14 protein-coding genes are annotated in these 22,797 nt (G+C 50.3%); 3 read left to right on the top strand and 11 right to left on the bottom strand.

Annotated features, from left to right (window positions below):
* Positions 1 to 53: 53 nt before the first annotated feature.
* The 3 genes from rhaA to A3849_RS20730 form a co-directional block, all read right to left on the bottom strand.
* Positions 54 to 1,310 carry an L-rhamnose isomerase gene (rhaA, locus tag A3849_RS20740; protein WP_074113129.1) on the bottom strand — a complete coding sequence of 419 codons (1,257 nt, stop codon included), beginning with the start codon at positions 1,308 to 1,310 and terminating at the stop codon, positions 54 to 56.
* A gap of 102 nt (positions 1,311 to 1,412) precedes the next feature.
* Entirely contained in the window at positions 1,413 to 2,876 is a 1,464-nt protein-coding gene (gene rhaB / locus A3849_RS20735; protein ID WP_074113128.1) for a rhamnulokinase, read from the bottom strand.
* 26 nt (positions 2,877 to 2,902) lie between these two features.
* Positions 2,903 to 4,054 carry an iron-containing alcohol dehydrogenase gene (locus A3849_RS20730; protein WP_074113127.1) on the bottom strand — a complete coding sequence of 384 codons (1,152 nt, stop codon included), beginning with the start codon at positions 4,052 to 4,054 and terminating at the stop codon, positions 2,903 to 2,905.
* Between the two features lie 363 nt (positions 4,055 to 4,417).
* Here A3849_RS20730 and A3849_RS20725 point away from each other — a divergent pair, with 363 nt between their 5' ends.
* Positions 4,418 to 5,173 carry a DeoR/GlpR family DNA-binding transcription regulator gene (locus A3849_RS20725; RefSeq protein WP_074113126.1) on the top strand — a complete coding sequence of 252 codons (756 nt, stop codon included), beginning with the start codon at positions 4,418 to 4,420 and terminating at the stop codon, positions 5,171 to 5,173.
* A 111-nt stretch (positions 5,174 to 5,284) separates the two neighbouring features.
* Here the strand turns inward: A3849_RS20725 and A3849_RS20720 are convergent, their stop codons facing one another.
* From A3849_RS20720 to A3849_RS20710, 3 genes are all read right to left on the bottom strand, one after another.
* Entirely contained in the window at positions 5,285 to 6,574 is a 1,290-nt protein-coding gene (locus tag A3849_RS20720) for an L-cysteine desulfidase family protein (RefSeq protein ID WP_074113125.1), read from the bottom strand.
* A gap of 280 nt (positions 6,575 to 6,854) precedes the next feature.
* A complete protein-coding gene (locus tag A3849_RS20715) occupies positions 6,855 to 11,651 on the bottom strand; it encodes a LamG-like jellyroll fold domain-containing protein (RefSeq protein WP_074113124.1) in 4,797 nt (1,598 codons plus the stop codon).
* Between the two features lie 403 nt (positions 11,652 to 12,054).
* Entirely contained in the window at positions 12,055 to 13,638 is a 1,584-nt protein-coding gene (locus A3849_RS20710; RefSeq protein WP_074113123.1) for a glycoside hydrolase family 43 protein, read from the bottom strand.
* 138 nt (positions 13,639 to 13,776) lie between these two features.
* On the opposite strand from A3849_RS20710, the gene A3849_RS20705 reads away from it, so the two are divergent.
* Complete coding sequence (locus A3849_RS20705; protein WP_074113122.1) at positions 13,777 to 14,631, top strand: AraC family transcriptional regulator; 855 nt, start codon at positions 13,777 to 13,779, stop codon at positions 14,629 to 14,631.
* Here the strand turns inward: A3849_RS20705 and A3849_RS20700 are convergent.
* Positions 14,628 to 16,079, bottom strand: coding sequence for a glycosyl hydrolase family 28 protein (locus tag A3849_RS20700; RefSeq protein ID WP_074113121.1), 1,452 nt, complete (start codon positions 16,077 to 16,079; stop codon positions 14,628 to 14,630). The two genes, A3849_RS20705 and A3849_RS20700, sit on opposite strands and share 4 nt — an antisense overlap.
* 249 nt (positions 16,080 to 16,328) lie before the next feature.
* Here A3849_RS20700 and A3849_RS20695 point away from each other — a divergent pair, with 249 nt between their 5' ends.
* The gene (locus tag A3849_RS20695; protein WP_074113120.1) at positions 16,329 to 17,435 is read left to right on the top strand and encodes a glycoside hydrolase family 88 protein; all 1,107 of its coding nucleotides are present in this window, start codon (positions 16,329 to 16,331) and stop codon (positions 17,433 to 17,435) included.
* Positions 17,436 to 17,903: 468 nt separating this feature from the next.
* Here the strand turns inward: A3849_RS20695 and A3849_RS20690 are convergent, their stop codons facing one another.
* The 4 genes from A3849_RS20690 to A3849_RS20675 form a co-directional block, all read right to left on the bottom strand.
* Complete coding sequence (locus tag A3849_RS20690) at positions 17,904 to 18,740, bottom strand: carbohydrate ABC transporter permease (RefSeq protein ID WP_074113119.1); 837 nt, start codon at positions 18,738 to 18,740, stop codon at positions 17,904 to 17,906.
* 1 nt (position 18,741) lies between these two features.
* A complete protein-coding gene (locus tag A3849_RS20685) occupies positions 18,742 to 19,674 on the bottom strand; it encodes a carbohydrate ABC transporter permease (protein ID WP_074113118.1) in 933 nt (310 codons plus the stop codon).
* A gap of 82 nt (positions 19,675 to 19,756) precedes the next feature.
* The gene (locus A3849_RS20680) at positions 19,757 to 21,103 is read right to left on the bottom strand and encodes an ABC transporter substrate-binding protein (RefSeq protein WP_074113117.1); all 1,347 of its coding nucleotides are present in this window, start codon (positions 21,101 to 21,103) and stop codon (positions 19,757 to 19,759) included.
* A gap of 291 nt (positions 21,104 to 21,394) precedes the next feature.
* Positions 21,395 to 22,723, bottom strand: a complete 1,329-nt coding sequence (locus A3849_RS20675; RefSeq protein WP_074113116.1) for an ABC transporter substrate-binding protein — start codon at positions 22,721 to 22,723, stop codon at positions 21,395 to 21,397.
* Between the last annotated feature and the right edge of the window lie 74 nt (positions 22,724 to 22,797).

Here is a 22,797-nt window from a genome sequence, read left to right as displayed (position 1 = left end):
TTTCTCTCCTTTGTATGCATTGCTAGCCGTAGCCCATTACTTCGGATCAGCCGTTATCTTGCGGACAGCACTTCCTGCTCATAGCTCTTCACTTCAGCCAGCCATTGTTCGCGTACCGGTGTATTCTGCGAAGCGCAGTAATAATCCCAGACGGCACCAAATGGATATGACTTGAATTCCTCGACCAGGGCCAGACGGGAGGTATAGTCTCCTGCCAACTCCACAGCCTTCAGCTCTGCCACCGGCTCAAGCATGGCACGCAGCAGCGCCTTGATGGTATTGCGTGTGCCTATAACCCAAGCTGCGATATGATTGATGCTGCCGTCAAAGAAATCCAGACCGATATTCGTGCGGTCCAGCAAATCTCCGCGAACGAGCTCACGTGCGATTTCAAGCAGCTCATCATCCATAGTGACTACATGGTCGCTGTCCCAACGGACCGGGCGGCTGACATGCAGCAGGAGTTGTTCGCTGAACATCAGAATCGAGGACAATTTATTAGAAATCACTTCTGTCGGATGGAAATGTCCGGCATCCAGGCAGATCGCCTTGCCGCGAGTCAATCCATAGCCCATATAGAATTCATGAGATCCAACCACATAACTCTCCGAACCAATTCCGAACAGCTTGCTCTCTACCGCATCGATGTTGTACTTAGGATCAATCTCTTCACTGAACACCTCATCGAGAGATTCCTTCAGCCGTACGCGCGGGGACAGGCGGTCTACGGGAGTATCCTTGTAACCGTCCGGTACCCAGAAGTTCGTCACACAGGTCTGTCCCAGCTCGCGGCCAAAATATTCGGAAATCTTGCGCGAAGCCTTGCAATGCTTGATCCAGAAGCTGCGGATTTCCTCATCCGCGTGGCTTAAGGTGAAGCCGTCTGCCGCTTTGGGATGGGAGAAGCAGGTTGGATTGAAATCCAGACCCAGCCCCTGTTCCTTCGCCCAGTCGACCCAAGGTGCAAAATGGCGCGGTTCCAGCTCATCCAGATCCACCTGTTCATCCGTGTCGGCATAGATGGCATGCAGATTTACTTTGTGTTTGCCTGGAATCAGCGACAAGGCTTTTTCCAAATCCTTACGCAGCTCATCCGGCGAACCGGCACGGCCAGGGTAACTGCCGGTTACAGCAATCCCCCCGCTCAGCTCCTTGTCTTTGAAAAGAAATCCTTTGACGTCGTCCCCTTGCCAGCAGTGGAGTGAAATTTTGATCTGTGCAAGCTTCTCCAAAACCTCATCCACGTTGATTCCATGGGCGGCATATAATTTTTGGGCTTCGTGATAACTGTTGATGATGCTCTGATCCATGCTGTAGCCTCCTAAAAGTATTGTGAGCATCCGCTCTTTGATTTCACTTCGTATAAAATGGCTGCAAAAACAAAAAACCATTATTTGGTGATCATGCACTGCCTAATGGATATCGGGTACAAGAAGGGCCTCCCAGCGCTCCAGCAGATGCTGCAGCTCAGGGACCGGTTGAGGGGTATAAGATGCAATCGGAAAAGAGTTCCCGATGATCTCTCTGGCTTCAGCTATATGGGTCACACTGCCCTCATGAATCAGCTGAACCGCGAGATTCCCCAGTGCTGTCGACTCCGTCGGACCAGCCAGCACTTCCCTGCCGATAACGTTGGCGGTCAGCTGGCACAGCAGTCCGTTATTCGCACCGCCGCCTACGATTTGCAGCACCTCAACCGCCGTTCCCGTCAGAGCTTCAAGCTCCTGCAGATAACTCTGGTAAGACAAGGCCAGGCTGTCAAATATACAGCGGGCTAGCTGTCCCGGTGTCTGCGGCTCAGGCTGGCCACTCTCCACACAAGCGGCACGGATTTCCTCAATCATATGATCCGGGTTCAGGAACCGCGGATCGTTGCAGGGAATCAGACTGCGGAAGCCTTCGGCTTCCCCGGCCAGCCGGGCCAGCTCGGCGAAGCTGTAGCGTTCGCCGTCCAATCTGCGCACCTCCTGGATCAGCCACAGTCCCATGATGTTCTTGAGGAACCGGTAGGTACCGAAAGCTCCCCATTCGTTAGTATAATTGGCTGCCATCGCATGCGGATTGTTAATGGGTTGGTCAAGCTCCACACCCAGCAGCGACCAGGTTCCGCTACTAAGATAAGCGGATGAGCGGCCTTTTGGCACAGGTACACCAAGCACTGCAGAAGCAGTGTCATGGGTAGCTACACATATCAGTTCGCACCGGGGCAGATCATAACGGTTTACGAGCGGCTGCTGAATGTATCCTAGACTCTGGCCAGGTGCTGTCAGTACGGCAAACTGTTCTCTTCGCAGATGAAGTAGGGACAGCAGTTCAGCGTCGAAATCTCCAGTCTGCAAATTTAGCAATTGAGTGGTCGAGGCATTGGTAACCTCATTGATCTTCCGACCGCCTAATCTATAGTAGAGATAATCCGGCACCAGCAGAATTTGTTCTGCTGCAGCCCGTTCATTTCGGTCATGGGCATACAGCTGGTATAGCGTATTAAAGGTTAATTGCTGAATCCCTGTTTTGGCATACACCGTCTCTGGCGGAATGAGCGCAGCCACTTCCTCCATCATTCCTTCCGTCCGGCAATCCCGGTAGGCATACACCTCCTGGATGCGGTTGCCTTCCGCGTCCAGGAGCACATAATCCACCGCCCAGGTATCGATGCCTAACGTGCACTCTGTAATGCCATGTGCCTTGGCTTTCTGAAGACCCGTAATAATCTGGTCGAATAAATAATCAATATCCCAGAAGCAGGAGCCTTCATGCTCGGTGAATCCATTACTGAACCGGTGGAGCTCTTCCAGTGTCAGGATACCGTCCCTGAGGGTCCCAAGCACAAGCCGGCCGCTGGAGGCGCCGATATCGACGGCGATATGTTTGTTCATAGAAGCTCTCCTTACTAAATGTTGTACTAGAGAATTTTGCGGAACAGGGCAATTACTTCTTCTTTGGTAGGTATAAAAGGATTACCAGGAGCACAGGCGTCCTTCATCGAGTTCTCAGCGAGCAGATCCAGGTCAACTTCATCTACGCCAAGCTCAGACAATTTGGACGGGATGCCCACTTCCCTGGACAACGCCTTGATGGATTCTATAACGAATGCCGCACATTCCTGATCGGTTTTGCCTTCAATCTGCAGTCCAATCGCTTTGGCAATACTTCTGAATTTCTCGGGTACATGTTTTGCATTTTCTTCTTCCACATATGGCAGCAGCATTGCATTGCATACACCGTGGGGCAGATCATATACGCCGCCCAGCTGATGCGCCATCGCATGCACGTAGCCGAGACCCGCATTATTGAAGGCCAGACCGCCCAGGAAAATGGCATAGACCATTTGCTCCCTCGCTTCAATATCATGTCCGTTCTTCACGGTCCTCGCCAGATTGGCGAAGATCAGCTCCACTGCAGCCAGTGCAGTAGCATCGGTTACCGGATAGGCTCCAGGCGTCACCAGTGCTTCGATGGCATGGGTGAGCGCATCCATTCCTGTCGCGGCGGTTAGCGCGGCCGGTTTGTCGATCATCAGCTCAGGATCATTCACAGAAATGGTAGCGATGCTGTTTTTGTCGACCATAACCATCTTCACTTTGCGTTCTTCATCGGTAATTACGTAATTAATAGTGACTTCGGCAGAAGTACCGGCAGTTGTATTGACTGCTACGATTGGCAGAGATTTATGTTTGGATTTATGAACGCCTTCATAATCTTTGATATGCCCGCCATTGGTGGCAATAATTCCAATCGCTTTGGCAGTATCCTGCGGTGAGCCGCCGCCGATGGAGATCAGATAATCACAGCCCTGCGCATTCAGAAAATCCACACCGTCATGGACATTTTTACACGTTGGATTAGGTTTGACATCATCATAGAGGGCATATTGAATCTCCGCTTCATCCAGCACAGCCAGCAATTTGCCGGCAATGCCGCTCTTGACCAGAAATTTGTCGGTGACCACAAGCGCCTTCTTCAAATTCAATTCCTGAATGTAAGGACCTATTTCCTTCAGACAGCCTTTACCCATAATGTTGGTGGACGGAACATAATAGACATGAGTACTCATTGATTGACCAGCCTCCCAGGCAATTTAGTTATAACGGTGTTATTCGGATTAATGTTCTTCTTCGTAAGCCTCAAGCTATATGCCGTCTTCAGCACCTCAGGCTGGTCTCTGAGCATATCAGCCGACCGGCAATGGCGCCTCTCCAAAAGGTATCGCTTACAGTCAGAGCATTAACATCCTCATCGTATCTTCATAAATCTTTGTTGTCAACATATAAAATAATATTAATGTTGTTTTTATTTGTTTAATGTCCGTTTCACGAAGAAACATATATATAATACCTGTGGTTTTCGTTAATTTTCTTGCAAAACACAGATATTGAAGTCTATAGTTAGACCATAACGTTCCGGAAAGGGGATACATATGCTGGCAGCCGAAAGACGCAAGAAAATCATAGATCTTGTACATCAGGATAAACGGGTCCTCGTCTCCGATCTCAGCCGAATGTTCGAGGTAACCGAAGAAACGATCCGCAGAGATCTGGAGAAGCTGGAGAAAGACGGCATTCTAAACCGGACTTATGGCGGTGCCATGCTGAATAGGCATACGAATGAGGACCTGCCTTTTGTGACGCGCAATGCGCTCAACACCGATATCAAACGAAATATTGCGCTTAAAGCGCTGGACCTGATTAATGATGGGGATACACTGATGGTCGACCCTAGCTCTACCTCTTTTGAATTTCTGAAGCTGCTGGGTAACAAGAACAATCTGACGATCATCACCAATTCCATTAATATTCTGCATGAGTTCGCGAACTCCGGCCTGAATATCATTTCCTCCGGCGGTTCACTGCGCCACCGTTCACTCTCGCTGGTCGGGCCGGTCGCCCATGATACCATCCAGCGCTATAATGTGGATACCGCAGTCATTAGCTGCAAAGGTATTGATATGGAACGGGGAATTACCGATTCCAATGAACCGGAGTGTGAGTTGAAGAAACACATGCTCCGTCAGGCGGAAAGGGTTGTGCTGCTTGCCGACCATACCAAGTTTGACAAAACCGCCTTTACAAGGCTGGTTGCACTTGGCAGCATCGATGTGCTGATTACGGACCGCAGACCTGCAGATCCTTGGCTGAAGCGGCTTGCTGAAGAGAATATCGAGGTATTGTATTAAAAAGACCGCCCGGTCTCCTGTGTTTACTGCGCAGGGAACCGGGCGGTCTTGTATTTAAGTATGAAAACGCATGTTTTATTCGGGGGCGGTAAGGATTGTAAAATTATACAGCTACAGCACTCCGCCTTTGGAGAGCATGATGTTCAAGATTGTAGCATCGGTATCCGCCAGGCCTTCATGAACCAGACGCTCCATGTTGCGGATCGTGTCTTCCACCTCTTCAAAGATCACACCATCCTTCGTCGTTGGCCCAATGTTGTTCATTGCCAGCGTAGCTGCCTGAATAGCCGCATTGGTAGAGGTAGAGATTTTGAGCGCACAGGTTGATTTCGCCCCGTCGCAGATCATGCCTGAAAGGGAAGCAATGGTATTCTGTATGCCAAACTTAATCTGGGCAAGGGTTCCGCCCATAAGAAATAGAATTCCGCTGTTCGCTCCTACTCCGCCGGCAATCCCTGAACCGCAAAGCGGCGATAGCCGCCCGATGTAATGCTTAATATGGACAGTAACCAGATTGCTCAGCGCAAGCGCCCGGGCCAGCATTTCCTCATCCTTGCCCAGCAGCTCTGCCAAAGCAATCACAGGAAGCGTGCAGGCGATGCCCTGGTTGCCGCTGCCTGCCGTAGTCATTACCGGCATTGCGCTGCCGTCCATTCTCGCATCGGAGGCGGCAGCCGTCGCGGCGATGATTTTGCTTGCCACATCATTGCCGAACAAGTTCACCGCCGATTGCTGGCTCATTTTCTTGCCCACCTGCAAGCCGTAATCCCCGCGCAATCCTTCATCGGATATAGCTTTGTTCATTCTGGCTCCTTCCAGAAGAAAACGGATATCCTGGAAAGGAACGGTGCGGACAAACTCAAAGATCCCTTCAACAGAACCCGCATACGTCTCTGAATCTGACCGTCCGGGTTTGCCGCAATCTGCCTTGGACTTGGCCGGTGTAATTTTCTCCCCATCCAGTGCCAAAAAATCTACATGAGTGTGTTCTCCGGTAATAATGGCAGTCGCTAAATGGTTATGCGAATATACCTGGGCTTCAATATACAACTTCTCAGGGGTATCCTTCAATTCTACTTCAAGAAGTCCCCGTTCTAACAGATCATTAGCCTGCTTCAGTTCGGCCGGAGTCAGGCCAGACAAGATTTCCAGCTCTTTGTGGGAACGGCCGACCACCGCTCCGAGTGCTGCTGCGATCGGGAGTCCGGTCTGACCTGTACCGGGAATGCCCACACCCATTGCGTTCTTAATGATATTTCCGCTAAGCTGCAGCCGGATGGCCGTGATATCTTCCTCAAGAAGCTCTGCCGCCAAGGAGACAGCATACGCAACCGCAATCGGCTCAGTACACCCTTCTGCCGGGACAACTTCCTTGTGCAAAATCTCCAATAAGCTGGACATGTATGGGTTCCCTACTCTCTATATTCCCTCTGCATTCTCTCTTTTCCAGAAGTTCATTTCTATATAGTATATCAGCGGAAAGCTCCAAGGGAACCCCCTTGTCTACAGTATTTAGTATTGGAGGGTTAGTAATTGCAGGAATCATTATTCTGGCTGAAGTCCTGCTTCTATCCGTGCAGTTACCAGTTTAACGAAGATTTTGAGCGGTAACTATGCCGTTGTGAAAATATGCTAAAAGGGGACGGGATTACAATCCCGCTCCCCGCTCTTTATGCTAGATTTACTTACCCGCCAGATTATACTCTGTCTTCACATCTTCTGGTGTGAGTACATTGCTGTATATCTTAAGTTCGTCCATAAGTCCCTTATAAGGCGTATCCCAATAATTCACACCCAGTGAGAATACTCCATTATTGTTTGTAAAAATGCTCGGGAAGCCTATGCCGGAAAATTTTTCCCCTCCATTGATATAGACCTTAACCGTCCCGTTATTCACGGTAAACACAACATGTGTCCACTGATGGGCCGGAATTTTCATCCCTGTATCCGCTTCATATGCCGCGTTGGACCATAACATCGTCTTGTCCGAAGGACTCTGTGGAACCAGGCTGATCCAGTTGCTGTTCGTTCTGGCTCCGAAGAAGGCTGTCGTAAAATTCGTAAGCTGATCTGGATTCAGCCACATGGATACAGAGTAGGTGTCCGTGTTAATCAGCCCATCCGGCAGGCGTATCCCTGTTGCACCGTCGAACAGCGCTGCCTGGCCGGAAACGCCATCGCCGTAAGTGACGCTACCCACAGTAGCGCTGGTAATCAGCATGCCTGTAGCCCGGCCCTCCCCAGCCAGCAGAAGCGAATCCTTCAAATTGCCGTCAAAAGCGTAGTAGGCCACTTTTCCATCCGTTACCGTTACTGTATAGCTAGCACTTACACCGCTGCCGTCGGCAGCTGTTGCGGTAATCAATGCTCCGCCCATAGCCTTGGCAGTCACTACACCGGTAACCGCATCAACTGCTGCCACTTCAGCGGCGCTTGAGCTCCAGACTAGACCCCGGGCGCCTGCGTTGGCCGGCAGAATCGTGGTCTGTGGTGTATACATATTGCCTAATGCTATGCTCTTAACTGCATCGGTGAAAGAAATGGAACTAACCTTGACCCCGGTATCCGGCTCGCCGTTCACCAGCCAGCCGACCACTTCAGGAGTCACTGCCTTCTCGTAGACCCGGAACTTGTCAATCATCCCTTTGTAAGGGACATCCCAGTAATTAACACCCAGAGCGAATACACTATCTGTCCCTTGGAACACATCGGTATATGATGTTCCGGTGTATTTCAGTACGCCGTTAATATACAATTTGGCTGTGCCGGCATCGTACGTGAAGGCCACATGCGACCACTGCCCCGTTGGAATCTGCACGCCTGCGTCTGCATCAAGCCAGGTTTCGCTGCCGAACCACATCCGCGAGGTAGCTCCCGCATTGCCGTAAGGCAGAAGGCTGACCCAGTTGGTTCCGGTTTTGGCACCGAAGAAAGCAGGCGTATAGGCTGTGAGCTGCTCTGGCTTCAGCCATAAGCTAATCGTATATGCTTTGCCGTTGATCAGGCCGTCAGGCAGGCGGATGCCGGAGCTGCCGTTCAGCTTAACCGCCTGGCCGTCCTCACCCTCCTCATAGGTTACGGTTCCATCTGTGGTGTTGAGGAATTTGCCGGTTACCTGTCCTGCAGCAAGGCGTTCTCCGCTCTCGGCAAGGTTCCCTTCAAAATCATAGGCTGCAGTCAATCCGTCCTCCAGCAGTTTGCCGCTTAGTTCAACCACAACAATAGTAAAAGTTTTGGTGGCCTTAGCTGAGCCAAGCGTAACTGTCGCTGTCAACTCAACGGCTGTATTTCCCGTCCCCGCTTCCGGACGGGTTACCTTGCCGTTTGCTCCAACCACGGCTTCATTAGTAGAAGCCCAAGTTATTGCCGAGCCGTGCACACCCGCTATAGGAAGATCTAGATCCTTATAAACCTTGCTTGTGTCACCAAGGGTCAGCCCAGCAGCTACATTGACCACCAGCTGTTCGTCACTTAGCTGCTCTATCGCGCTGCCCCAGACCATTACCCCTTGATCCGACATGGCTGTAAACGCCATCACATTGGTATTTCGCGAGGAGTCCCACTGCTTCACGAATACACCTTTGTACAGTCTTTGGACCGGGCTGCCATTATCTGTTTCGTCAAGAAGCAGATGGACGTAATAATCATCCTTCAACTCCCAGGTGCCGGTTACAGAGCCGGCAATCGTACCATCCTCAAGCAGTTGGACATCAACGGTTGATTTTATCTTAGCTGAGGTATCCTTGCCGTGATTGACAAACTGATAGGCTCCGGTAACCTCGCTGCGCTCTACCTTTCCAAGGGTTTCACCGGAATAGCGGTGAGGTGCAACAACGGGCCAGGCATCCTCGTTCATGAACATTTGATGTACCCGCAGTTCATGGGTTTCTCCCCGTGCCGGGAAACGGGTATGGAAGAAATTGAAGAGTTTTCCTTCTTGCTCATCGTAATATACCGAATTATGGCCGGAGGATACATATCCATAGGCATGGAAATCAGCAACTCCATTCAGATTACTGAACATGAAGTTTCCCAGCAGCTTGTTCCCAATAGCCGAGTGGTCTCCATCGGTGGACAGCACAGCATTTTGACCCGCCGCATCCTTATATGGGCCATCCGGGTTTGCCGAACGGAACAGCCGCATGTTATATCCGCCATCGGAGGCAAGCCCGCCATAGGTTACATACAAATAGTAATAATCGGTATTCTTGTCATAGACAACATAGGGACCTTCTCCTGATTTATAGTTGCCGCCCGAAATCTTGGTTCCGAAGTAACGGTCAATGAGCCGGCCGTCGGAAGTCGTACCGTCTTTGCCAGGGAACTTCGGTTCACCGGTAAGCGGATCGATCTCCAGGGTGAAGATACCGCCCGACCACGAGCCATAAGTCATCCACAACTTACCGCTCTTGTCATAGAACAGGTTAGGGTCAATCGCATTCGTGTACACTTTGTTCATATAAGAACCGTCTGCATTGAACCAGCTGGGGTTCACCCCATCCAATGTGCCATCGCCGATGAGTGCCTGAATGTTTGTATGTGTCCATTTTTTGTTGATGGAACTGTTCGTATCATACTGCTCATCCTTGGTAAACCCGGAGTATACAATTGTATCCGCATAGACATAAGGTCCTTCGATATTCCGGGATACTGCAAAACCGATCGCTGACCTGATATAGGTGGAAGAAGTGCAGTAATAGATCATGAATGCGCCTTTGGTTCCATCCGTATTCACATAATCCCCATTCCAGAATACAAATGGTGCCCACACCGAGAAGCCGCCTTTACTGTCCGAGTCATTCTCACCCGCCCAGGCAAAGGAACCCGCCAGATTCGCAGACAGATCCCCATAGAGCGCATTATCCGGAGTTGAATATCCGTTCGTGAAGGTGGACCAGTTCATCAGATCTTCTGACTTGGCCGCTTCAATATGGGAACCGAAGACATAATAGGTTCCGCCATTTTTCACAACCGAGGGGTCATGAACGGATACGTTAGAGAATACTGGTGCTGTAGCTGCCGGTATAGTTCCGGGATTATCCGATGGTGCCGCTGTTGGCGCTGCTGTTGCTATCGGTGTTGCTATCGGTGTTGCTATTGGCGTGGCTGTTGCAGTTGGTGGAGTGGCTGTTGGCGCGGATGTCGCGTTTCCACCTCCAATTCCGTTAGAAACAGGATTAGCCGATCCAGTAGCTGTTGCCTGCGGGGTTTCGAATCTGACGTTCCCGCTGAATTTGCTGTCAAAAGAAACTTTTCCAGTGCCCTGAATCAGAATCTGCTCGTTCACTCCGAGAACCAGATTGCCGATTGCCGCTTGGGAATCTACACGCAGCCCGGCCTTTTGGTTCAAGGTCAGTTGATTGATGCTTCCCCGGGATAAATACAGCAAAGGGTTGCCAAGCGCTTGCACATCGACTGACTCGAAGACTCCGCCAAGCTGGATTATCGAATTCTCCGGCAATTGCTTCTCAATGATGATCCGGTTGAAACCGGCTCCGGGAACGGTGCTGTCTTCCTCCAATTTGACCCCGGACTGAACCCGGACCGAGGGAACGGCACTATTACCTTGAGCCAAAATACGCAACTGGCCATTCTTCTTATTCACAACGATTTCGGAAGCGTTAACATCATTTAAAATGACACTATTCCCGCCTCCGCCGGACACGTATATTTTGCCTGTGACTTCAACGCTATCCAGTGTAATGTTCCCTTCGGCAATGCCCTCAGTGAGATATAGGTTACCGTTGATGGTGGAATTCTTCAATTCAATACCCGGACGGCTGATGACCATATTCCGGGTTGCAATCTCCGAATACGTACCTGCTTGCAGAATGCTTTCACCTGTCAGCTTACCGATCATCCGCAACGCTTCTGCTCTTGTAACCGGGTGAGCCCCCTTGAAGCTGCCATCCTCATACCCGCTCAAATAGCCCTCTCCAAGCAGCGTGAGTACGGCATCCCGGCTCCACACCGGCAAATCCGCGGCATCCTTAGGCGCAGTTGTATCAGGCGAAGCATTAAGCCGGAATAGCCGGAACAGCATGACGGCTGCTTCCTGCCGGCTTATCTCCTGGTTCGGGCGAAAGGTGCCGTCGCTGTAGCCCGATACATATCCGGCCGCTGCCGCTCTATGGATATCCGTGTAATACGTGCTGGACTCCGCAACATCTGAGAATCCGCTTTCATTTTCTGCCTGTAAATTGAAAACCCGGTTGATCAGAACCACCCATTCTGCACGGGTAATCGCCTGATCAGGCTTAAAGTTACCATTTCCGTATCCCGTAATCAGACCTTTGTCTGCCCATGTCTGAAAGTCTTTCTGTGCCCAGTGGCCCATATAGTCTGTGACCTGCTTGTGCACTTTTACTCCATCCGTCTGCCCGCTAGATTCGCCGCTTGCCGCCATAGTCAGCGGCGGAGGCACTAGCAGCACCAGTGCCAGAAGTGCGGCAGATAGCTTACCCGTCGTTCTTCCCACAGATCATCGTCCTCCCTTTGAATAAAAAGATTAGCTTAAATAGATCAAAATGTTCCAAAAAAATGCACCTAATGATTAAAGCCCGTCCTCCTTTCTTGATGAAATTCATATAAAACGCTTACATCTTCTTTTTTTGAAAAGACATCCTTCATAAATTTGATTTTATTTTAAATTTTCATAAAACAATTTATAGAAAAATGCCTTTGACGGTTATATTCTAATGGCTAAAACAGCTATTAGTCAATTAGAAATTTTAAAACAACTAAATTGATTCATATTTATGTTGACTATAATTCACATAACATAATGATCATCGGCACAGCACAAAAAAGCTCCGGGCTTTCTGCTGGATTCCAGAAAACGAGGAGCCTTTAGCTGTTGCTATACTATTCCTTCTGCCGTACTAGTCCGCTCTATACTCAAAGTAGTCAAAATACGCTGCTTTTGCCTGCTGATCCAGATCCTGAGCGCAGATTCCGGCATAGGAGCCAGTGAAGCCGAGTTTGCCGCCGTATTCATCGGACAATGTGCCGAAATCAAGCGGCGTGCACATCGTGGTCCACTCTTCTCCGTCCGGGGAAGCATAAAATATAATGTCCCGGCCTTTGATCTCCGCCTTCAGGTAGTAACGCTCCCAGTCCTTCACCGATATCTGCATCGAGGAGACTTCGTCATATACCCCCGCTCTGCACATTACAACGCCAAGGCTTACCCCTCTGATCTCGTCAGCGGTCACCCGCAGATAATAGTAGTCACTATCGTCATAATAAAGGACTAGTCCGGCCATCTGCATGAAGGAATCGGGTTTGAACTCCAGACAGGTGGATACCGTGCAGGCAAAATGCTGTATTGGACGTCCTATCAGACTCTGGTCATGCAGCGAGGCCAGCGATTCCCTCCCCCGCAGCCGTAGAAAGCCGGGCCGCTCTGTCAGACTGACCCAGGAAGGATCAAAAGGAACCCGCAGACTCTGATATGGATAGCCCAGCGTCTCCTCATCGAAATCATCCCGCTCCGGCAGTTCCGGAAACGGGTGCGGCGGTAGCTCCGGTGCTTCAACCGTCAGCGCAGGTAGCTTGCCGCCGTGGGCCAGGCGCAGCCAGCCGTCATCCGTCCATACAACACGCTGAATAGCCGTCTCCCGGCCCAGAGGATTCATCTTCCCGGTTCCCGGAATTGGCCGTGTACAGAGATGAGCCATATACCACTCACCGGACTGTGTCTCGACCAATGAGCCATGTCCCGCCTGCTGGAACGGAAAGGTCAGATCATGTGCAGTGGTCATGACCGGGAAATCCGGATCTGTTTCAAAGGGCCCTGTCCGGTTGCGGCTGCGGGCCAGCGTAACCATATGATTGATGCCAGTCCCGCCTTCGGCCACAAGCAGATAGTAATAGCCGTTTCTTTGATAGAGCTGCGGGCCTTCGGTTACCCCTATCGGTGTACCTTTGTATAATTCATGGACAGGCCCTGTCAGACTACGGCTCTCAGGATCATACTGCTGCATGATGATGCCGGAGAAGTTATTGTGCTGTTTGCGGAAATCCCAGCGCATATTGAGCAGCCATTTGGTGCCGTCCGTGTCATGGAACAAGAACGGATCGAAACCGCTGCCATTCAGCCGTACCGGCTTGCTCCAGGGTCCAGTAATATCTGCAGCAGTGATGAGATAATTATGCAGATCCTTGTAGACACTCTTGCGTGATTTCACATCGGTAAAAAGCAGATAATAGACCCCGTTATCGTAAGATAATGCCGGCGCCCAAATTGAACCGGAGCTCCCGTTGCCGCGCAGGTCCACTTGTGATGCTTCCGTCAGGACCCGGGTTAGCGAGTGCCAATGCACTAAATCGCGGGAATGGTGGATTTCCACACCCGGAAACCATTCGAAGGTGGAAGTGGCAATATAGTAGTCATTCCCGACACGGAGAAACGACGGATCGGGATGAAAGCCAGTCAGAACCGGATTCAGAATCGTTGAAGCCATGGATTTTACCCTCCTGTTAGTAAGTAGCTAAATATTCAATTCATGAGGAATATCTACCTTTCATTGTAGCGGTTACCACTTATAAAAGTTATAATGAGTTTTAAGAAAATGTTTATATTTTGTCATGATGGAGGAGCTATGAAGCAGCTGTTCGAACCTGTCATTTTTGCGGACCACAAGTCACTGATTTGGGACTATCAGATCTATACTGACGATTATTACAAGGGGTATTACCACTGGCATCAGTGCTGTGAAGTGATGTATGTCCACAGCGGCCAGGGGAATGTTGTAGTTAATCAGCAGATGTACGATATCCGCTCCGGAATGCTGTTCTTTTTCCAGCCCTACCAGCTGCACCGGATCTTTTCAGAGGTCTCTCCCGAGTGTCCTTTTAAGCGTACGATTTTCTATGTTGATCCGCATACCGCCGAGAATCTGCTCCAGGGCTTCGCCAAACGCAAGGCCATCTTCTCCGCTCTATGGCAGGGCCAGAATACCAGCTGCGGCTTCGATCTCAGTGGCAGCACTGAAGCAGTGGAATGGATCTACAAGAATTACAACCAGTGCCGCAACAGCGCCATGGAAGAAGATCCGGAGGACATCACGATGATGCTTCTTCAGCTGCTGAGCTGTCTCGGAACCGAGAACTCCCTCATTCATCCGGAGGAACGGAGGAATCTCCGTTATTCCGAACAGATCATGAACTGGATTGAGGAGCATTACCAGGAGGAAGTGAATCTGGCACAGCTCGCTGCCGAGACTCATTTGTCCAAGTCCTATGTCTCCAGAGTGTTTCATCAGGAAACGGGCGGACGTCTGGTAGATTACCTGACAGCCCGGCGGATTAAGCAGGCCTGCCGACTGCTCGCCACTACGGATATGCCGGTGGAGCAGATTGGCATCAAGGTCGGTTTTCCGAATGCCTCTTACTTTAACCAGCTCTTCAAAAGAGTCCTGGGAACCACGCCACTGAAGTATAGAAAAAGCAATTAAAGAGCTTCTTCGATTGTAAACGTTACATTCCGCGCATAGGCATTCACCAGAATGAGGTCTGTGCGCGCTTCCTCTACCTTTTCCCCATGGATCTGCAGGTTGATGAATTCTACTCCATTCACACCACGGTCTTCATCGTACCCGTAAATGCGCGAAGGCTGTGCTATTCCCCCATCGTAGCGGACATTGCGAAACGTGATATTTTCGATGCCAGTACCGGGCTCGGGATTGTAATCCTTGTTCCTCACTACCCGCAGATCAAACAGCTGTCCTTGCTCAATCCTCTCCACCCGTATGTCGCTGTACAGCACATTCCGCACCAGGTTGCGGTCCCCTGCATTAATGGCCAATGCTCCCCAATAGTTCTCCTGCGGCTCGTGATGCTCCAGGATGTCTATGGTTTCATACACGATATTCTCAATCGTATCCCCGCCGCGCCGGTGATCGCCATGTGTGCCAATCATGAGTGGATGGGCCACATCCGCCCACAGAACAGAGTCGCGCACACTGATGTTACGGCTGTCACCATAGAAATCCCATCTGGAGCCGTAAATGGCGATGCAGTCATCCGAATTACGCATGAATACATCCCGGATCTCAACACAGCTGCTGGACATAATGTCAATGCCGTCACTCCAGCCGCGCGTGCTGAATGCTTTGAAATTCGTGATATCAATGTCTGCGGACTGGCCGATAAGAACACTGTAGTGCGGCGGGTCCATTACCGTTATCCCTTCAATACTCACCCGGCGCGAATAGACGATCCGCACTCCGCGAAAAGCTGAAAACCGGTGAAAATCCGCCAAGTATACTACGCCCCGGCCTCGAATCACAATGTCCTCCACATGCTCGCAGACGAAAGAACCAACAAACGCCGCACCGCCAGCTAAATAGATGACCGTTCCGGACGGAACAGCAAATACAGTTTCTTCTATGTAATGGGTTCCGGGGGCAAAATAGAGTGTCTGCGGCTGCCGGTTCATCTGCACTTCCGTTGACTTCAGCAAGGCCAGAAGATCCGGCGAACGGTGTATCCCAGGCTGAATCAGATGGACACCCGCACCATCCGGCCGGGGCGGACGAACCTCCAAGGGGTTGGCAAAAAGGTGCAGATTACGGAAACGGTCACCGTTAATCTCGATCGAAAGCTTTTGCGGACCGTTCAGCTTGAAGCTGATCTTGCGCCCGTCATGGGTAAAGTCTACTCCGCGTGCACCCGGGGAAATGTTCACACTATCAATCCTTGAATACAGGCAGGTAATCTCTACGTCCGCTTCTCCCTCAAAATCAAAAAATGCCATTGACGCCGGACGGACCTCATGCATGTCTACTTTGACCTCATAAACAAACAGCATCTGCCAGTCTTCACCCGGCTTCCTTACCTTCACCTGATAATCCTGCCGGCCCGGAATATTCTTAGGCGCTTCATACACTTGCAGCTGATTCATTGTCCAATAACCTCCCTGGGATGTTCAATGTCTCAAGCATACCGTTCTTCTTCGATTTATAGTTTGGCTGGGTTACACAGAAATGTTGGTATTTTGTCGCAATAACAGCGTTAACATAAACTATTAAGGTTGGAAATCTTCCTGAGGAACATGACAAGATTTCGATATTTTGGGATATAAAATTGCAACTTCCTTAAGCTCCTTCACGATATACTCAGGACACATTCTTATATATTGGAGGCATCCGCAATGAGCACAGCCTATTGGCAGGAAGTTATGGACAAACTGGATACAAAGGTTACACGCATGGTAGAACAAATCGGCGGCAAATGTCCGCATTATGCCGGTAAAGACGGCAAATTCGATGATATCGGATCAGACTGGTGGACTTCAGGCTTCTGGCCGGGACTACTCTGGATCATGCATGATATGACCGGAAAAGACGTATATAAAGAGGCTGCCTGGCATTGGGACGCTACCCTGGAGGAATGGTTCGTCAAGCCGACTGAGGAATTGCACCATGATGTGGGCTTTCAGTTCCTGCCTACTGCTGTCATCAAGCATACATTGACCGGCGATGAGGATGGTCTGCGTAGAGGAATCGAGGCCGCCAACTTCCTGGCCGCCCGCTATAATCCTGCCGGCAGGTTCATCCGTGCCTGGAATGCGGACAAATACGGCTGGGTGATCATCGACTGCATGCTGAACATCTCGCTCCTGTTCTGGGCCAGCAAGGTTACCGGTGATCCCCGTTACAAGCACATTGCAATCAGCCATGCGGAAACAACGATGCAGTACGGGATTCGGGAGGATGGTTCCACGAAGCATATCCTCTCCTTTGATGCGGAGACCGGCGCGTATATTGAGAACTTCGGCGGACAGGGATATTCGCCAGAGTCCTGCTGGAGCCGCGGAGCCTCTTGGGGCCTCTACGGATTCATCAATACGTACCGGCATACCGGAGATGTGCGCTTTCTCCATACCGCCAAACGGATTGCCCATTATTTCATCGCGGCGCTGCCGGAGGATCAGGTTCCTTACTGGGATTTTCGAACCGGAAATGACGAACGTAAATATAGGGACAGCTCGGCTGCAGCCATTGCCGCTTCCGGCCTGCTGGAGCTTGCCGATCTGGTTCCACTGGGTGAAAAGAGCCTGTATGCCGATGCGGCGGAACGTATCCTCCGCTCATTAACAGAGAATTACGCCACCTGGAATCAGCCGGAACATGAAGCGATCCTTACCAAAGGTACTGGCAGCGGGGATTCCTTCATCGAAGTCTCGCTGATCTATGCAGACTACTACTATATTGAAGCGGTCTCCAAGCTGAACGGATGGAAACACCGGATTTTCTAGCTGCAGAGCAAAAATAGCAGTCTGTCGGTTTAAGAAAGACCCACAGGCTGCTTTTGTCTGAATTCTAACGTTCTTCTTATGTTCGGGAACCGTAGCACAGCCATATTTCTAGTGCTCACTTTTCCACATAACGGCTATTACCCTTACATGTCAGCCTCCAGATGGAAGCAGCTTTTTATTCCATTCCATGAAGATCTACCGTTTGATCAAAGAAAACGGAAAAAAGATAACGGCCTTTCATTCCAACTTTATCATGTCCCGTATTATCCAGACAGAGAATCCTGCTTGTATAGGGTGCATGTATCTGGAGGAGAATGGCATGAAACCAGGAGCGAGTCAGGCATGACGTCCCTCGTCATTGTAAGTGTAGAGCTGAATCCGGCCGCATATATGTCTTCAATATAAAGAAGGGCCGGGTAAAATCATTTACTAACAATGATTTTACCCGGCCCTTAGATCTTACGGAGCTTACCCCTTGGTTGCCCCTGAAGCAATTCCTTTGACAAAGTACTTCTGCAGGAAAATGAACACGATCAGCACCGGTATCACCGACATGGCTGTTCCGGCAAAAATCATATCCCAGCGCGAGGAGAATTCACCGATGTACCGGTAGATTTCCACGACCATCGTCTTCGGCTCGCCCGAAGGCAGCACCAGCATCGGCATCAGGAAGTCATTCCAGATGCCCAGACCGTTCAGCACAACCATACTTGCCGTAACCGGGCCCAGCAGCGGGAAGACGATTTTCCAGAAGATCCCGTACCGGCTGCAGCCGTCAATCTCCGCCGCCTCCTCGATCTCCTTCGGAATCCCTTTGACAAAGCTTGTATAGAGCAGACATCCGAAACCAACCGCACCGGCAACATAGACGAGAATTGGGCCGACTAGACTTCCATATAAACCGAACCCTCTCAGTTCTTTGAACAATGGAATCATGTACGCCTGAAAAGGAATCATCATCCCTGCCAGGAAATACAGGAATACCATCTTCGTCCACCGGCTATCCCTGCGTTCTATCGCATACCCGGCCATCGGAATAATCAGCACCTGTGCCACAATGGACACCAGTGTCAGAATGAGACTGTTCACTATGGCCCGGGGGAATTCCGTTTCTGTTAGCAGATATTTGAAACTGTCCAAATACATTCCTTTCGGAAATGCGATGGCATCCTTCATAATTTCCGCATTGCTCTTGAAGGCTGACATCAGGTTGAAGAAGATTGGAAAAAAGAACAGGATAGCCAGCAGAAGAGTTACCGTAAGCAGGGCAATTTCTCCCCATCTTTTCTTGGCTTGTAGTGTCATATTACATCTGCACCTCCCGTTTCCGGAGGAATTTCACTTGGATGACGGTAATGAGCATGATGATCAGGAACAGAACCATGGCGAGTGCCGTACCAAAACCCTGCCGCAGTTCGCCAAAGCCTACCTTGTAAATAATATAAGTCAATGTCTCGGTCTCAAAGCCCGGCCCCCCATCGGTCATCACAGCAATCTGATCAAAAATCTTCAGCGCGCTAATCATAGAGAGCACCAGACATACCGTCATTGAACCGGCAAGCAGCGGGAAGGTTATATGGCGGAATTGCTGAAGTCCGTTGGCTCCGTCGATGCTCGCCGCTTCATTCAGCTCTGCTGGAATGCCCTGCAGTCCTGCCAGATAGATGATCATGTAATAACCCGCGCCTTTCCAAACCGTAGACAAAATGATCGAAAGCATGGCATACTTCGGATTTCCGAGCCAATCCACCACCCAGCTACCCAACCCGATGGAATCCAGAATCTGATTGAACACGCCGAAGTTGTAATTCAGAATCATGGCCCAGACGAACCCCATGACTATGCCGCTGAGGAGCGTTGGGAAATAAAAAATACTTCTGAACAACTTCCGGAACCAGCGGACCTTATCGACAAGCATAGCCAGTACAATCGCAGCAATATTTTCCAGCAGCACGAGGCTTATCGTCATGACCATCGTGTTCTTCAAGGCATTATGAACCCGGGGACTATGCAAAATCTCTACAAAATTGGCGAAGCCGATATACCGCACATCTTCACTAATGCCGTCCCATGAGGTAAAGCTCAAATAGATGCTGCCTACCGTAGGAACGATTACAAACAGGGTATAGATTAAAAATGAAGGTAAAATAAACAACAGTGCATAGGACTGCCATTTCTTCTCTTTCTTCGGTATGGCTGCCGTCAGCGGCTTGTCTGCTCTTTCTATTGCTGTAGCCATGGTTACTCTCCCTCCTGTGCTGTTCCGGTAGAGGAGCCTGCGCGTTCATGCACAGCCGCTCCCCGCCGGACCCTTTTTTTGTTTACTGTGCGTTGGCTTTTACTTGGGCATCATATTCAGTATCCGCCTGCTTCATGTAGTCGGCTACGTTCCCGTTCTTAACAACCAGATCCTGCAGCAGCTTGTAATACCAATTGCGGAATTGCGGCGGAATCTGGTTAGCTCCCCACCAGTTATTGATGGCCAGGGACTTAGTTACATTAGGGTCGGCAATCAGGCCCAGAGCCACTTTCATTTGCTCTCCGGTTTCATAGGTCACTTTTTCTTTTGTGGACGGAATGGCATTGATGCTTGCCAAGTAAGTGGCGTATTGCTCAGGTGCAAAGAAGAAACGGATGAAATCTTTAATCGCCTGTGTTTTATCGGCATCCTTGGCTGCCTCAGCAGACAGTGACCATCCGGCTGGAGACGGCAGACCAACAACATTGACTTTGCCTTCACGGTCAGGTATGGCATAGAAGCCAAATTCAAAGCTAGGGTCGATTTCCTTGATTTGCGAGAACATCCAGGTTCCGGAGAACAGTTGAGCCGCTTTACCTGATACGAGGATAGAGGCAGTCTGGTTATCTCCCGTGCTGAGCCAGCCCTTATCGACATATTTGATGAACAGATCCTTGAAATCGGTCATGGCTTGAATGACATTAGGATCGGTGAAGCTGACAGTCTTGGCCGTACGCTTAGAGTTCCAGTCCGGATCTTTGGAATAGACATCATCAATCAGGAATTTGTTCACCCAGAAGCCCATGTGGAAAATATCCTTACCTCCGACCACGAGCGGCGTGACTCCACTTGTTTTGAGTTTTTCCTGAATAGTCAGGAATTCATCATAGGTTTTGGGAAGCTCGGTAATGCCTGCATCCGCATACGCCTTCTTGCTGTAGATAATGCCCTGAGGCACGTTTACGGACAATGGAGCATTCCACACCTTGCCTTCAACCTGCGGTGGATCACTGAAAAGATCCAGCAGATCACTAGGCAGCTCAACAATTTTTCCTGCATCGGCAAAAACCTCAGTATCACGCATTTCCACAAGATCCGGGAATTCTCCTACCGCATCCTTGGTCTTCAGCCAATCCAGATAAGCCGATGAGCTGGTTTCGCTGATATCCTTGATCTTCACATTTGGATTAGCGTCCATGAACGCTTTTACCGTAGCCGCGATGGCCTGTTTGGTGGCAGGGTCGCCGGATGCATAACCGATGGAGAAGGTCACTTCTTTTTTACCATCTGCTGCAGTGGTACCCGGTGATTGCGAGGCAGCCGACTTTCCGCCAGTAGTACTGTTATTGTTGTTGCTGCCGCAAGCCGACAAGATCGTCGTGGTCGCCAGCAGCAGGACCGACAGTTTCGTTATCGTTTTCTTTTGCATATGAAGAGTAACCCCCTATAAGTTTCAGTTCGAATGTGTGGTTAGCTTAGTCTTGTTAAAATGGGTCAGAAACCAGGTCTCGATGTGCGCATCATCGTTCGAAAGCGTTTCCTTGCTACAAGAATAGCATTCCTAAACTAGCGTTAGAATGAACTTTTTTAAGGGTCATGTGCGGTGAATTTAAGAGGAATACTTCCCCAGGCGACAAAAAAAACGAAGGACCACGGGTCCCCCTTTTGAGTTACTATGTTATGCAGTTATTGTTAATTGGCACTTCCTAAATCTTCAGAGCTACTTCTGATTGTCCTGCACCTGCCTGTCATACTCCCGGTCTGCCCGTTTCATATACTCGGTAACATCCCCATCCCTGATAATCATCTCCTGCAGCAGCTTGTAGAACCAGTTGCGGAAATCCGGCGGAATCAGATTATCCCCCCACCAGTTGTTGATCATCAGCGACTTGGTAACGTCAGGATCTGCCATCAGACTCAAGGCTGTTTGCATCTGCTCCCCCGTTTCATAGGTTACCTTCTCCTTCGTGGATGGAAGACCATTGATGCTGGCCAAGAATTTCGAGTAGGGTTCAGGGTCAAAAAAGAAACGGATGAACTCTTTAATCGCTTCCGTTTTATCCGGATCTTCGGCGGTTTCTGCTGACAGCGACCACCCGGCTGGCGAGGGCAGACCCACTACGTTTCGATTACCCTCACGATCAGGCAGCGCATAGAAGCCGTATTCAAATCCGGGGTCAGCTTCCTCGATCTGTGTGAACATCCAGGTTCCCGAATAGAGCTGGACAGCTTGGCCGGATACAAGCATAGAAGCCGTTTGGTTATCACTGGTACTCAGCCAGCCTTCATTGATATCCGTTTGAAACAGCTCCTTGAAATCAGTCATGGCCTGAACCACAGGTTCATCGGTAAAACTGACCTCCCTAGCCGTACGTTTGGCGTTCCAATCCGGATCTTTGGCATAAACTTCATCAATCAGGAACTTGTTCACCCAAAAGCCGATATGGAAAATATCCTTCCCGCCGACGACCAGCGGAGTCATCCCGTCAGCTCTCAGCTTTTTCTGGATGTCCAGGAATTCACCGTAGGTTTGCGGCAGCCGGGTGATTCCTGCGTGGGCGTACGCTTGTTTACTGTATATGATGCCTTGAGGCGCACTAACGAACAGAGGGGCATTCCATACTTTTCCATTCACCTGCGGAAGGGTGTCGAACAATTCCAGCAGGTCAGAGGGCAGCTCCACAATTTTATCGGCACTTGCAAAAGCATCCGTATCCCGGATTTCCACCAGGTCCGGGAACTCGCCCACCGCGTCCTTGATCTTCAGCCAATCCAGGTAACCGCTGGAGGACAGCTCGCTGGTATCTTGAATTATGATATTCGGACGGGCATTCATGAAGGCTTTGATGGTGGCCGCGATGGCCTGCTTGGTCGCCGGGTCCCCCGTAGCATAAGCGATGGTGAAATGCACTTCTTTCTTGCTGCCAGTTGCTCCGTCCTGCGCCTGCGTACCGGCAGAAATACCTGTATCGTTGTTCCTGCAAGCAGTCAGGAGGAGTATAGCGCCCAGAAGCACAGTCCACCGCCGCATCCATTTTTTCTTCTGCATTTGTAGCGGTCATCTCCTGCAAATCTTGTGATGTGACGCTGAACAAGGTCTCTTTCTCCACTTAAAGTTCACGG

This window comes from Paenibacillus sp. P46E (genome assembly GCF_001909095.1).
In the GTDB taxonomy this organism is placed as follows: Bacteria; Bacillota; Bacilli; order Paenibacillales; family Paenibacillaceae; genus Paenibacillus_AQ; species Paenibacillus_AQ helianthi.
Note: the sequence above shows the minus strand (reverse complement) of the source record. Positions and strands in the feature narration are given on the sequence as shown.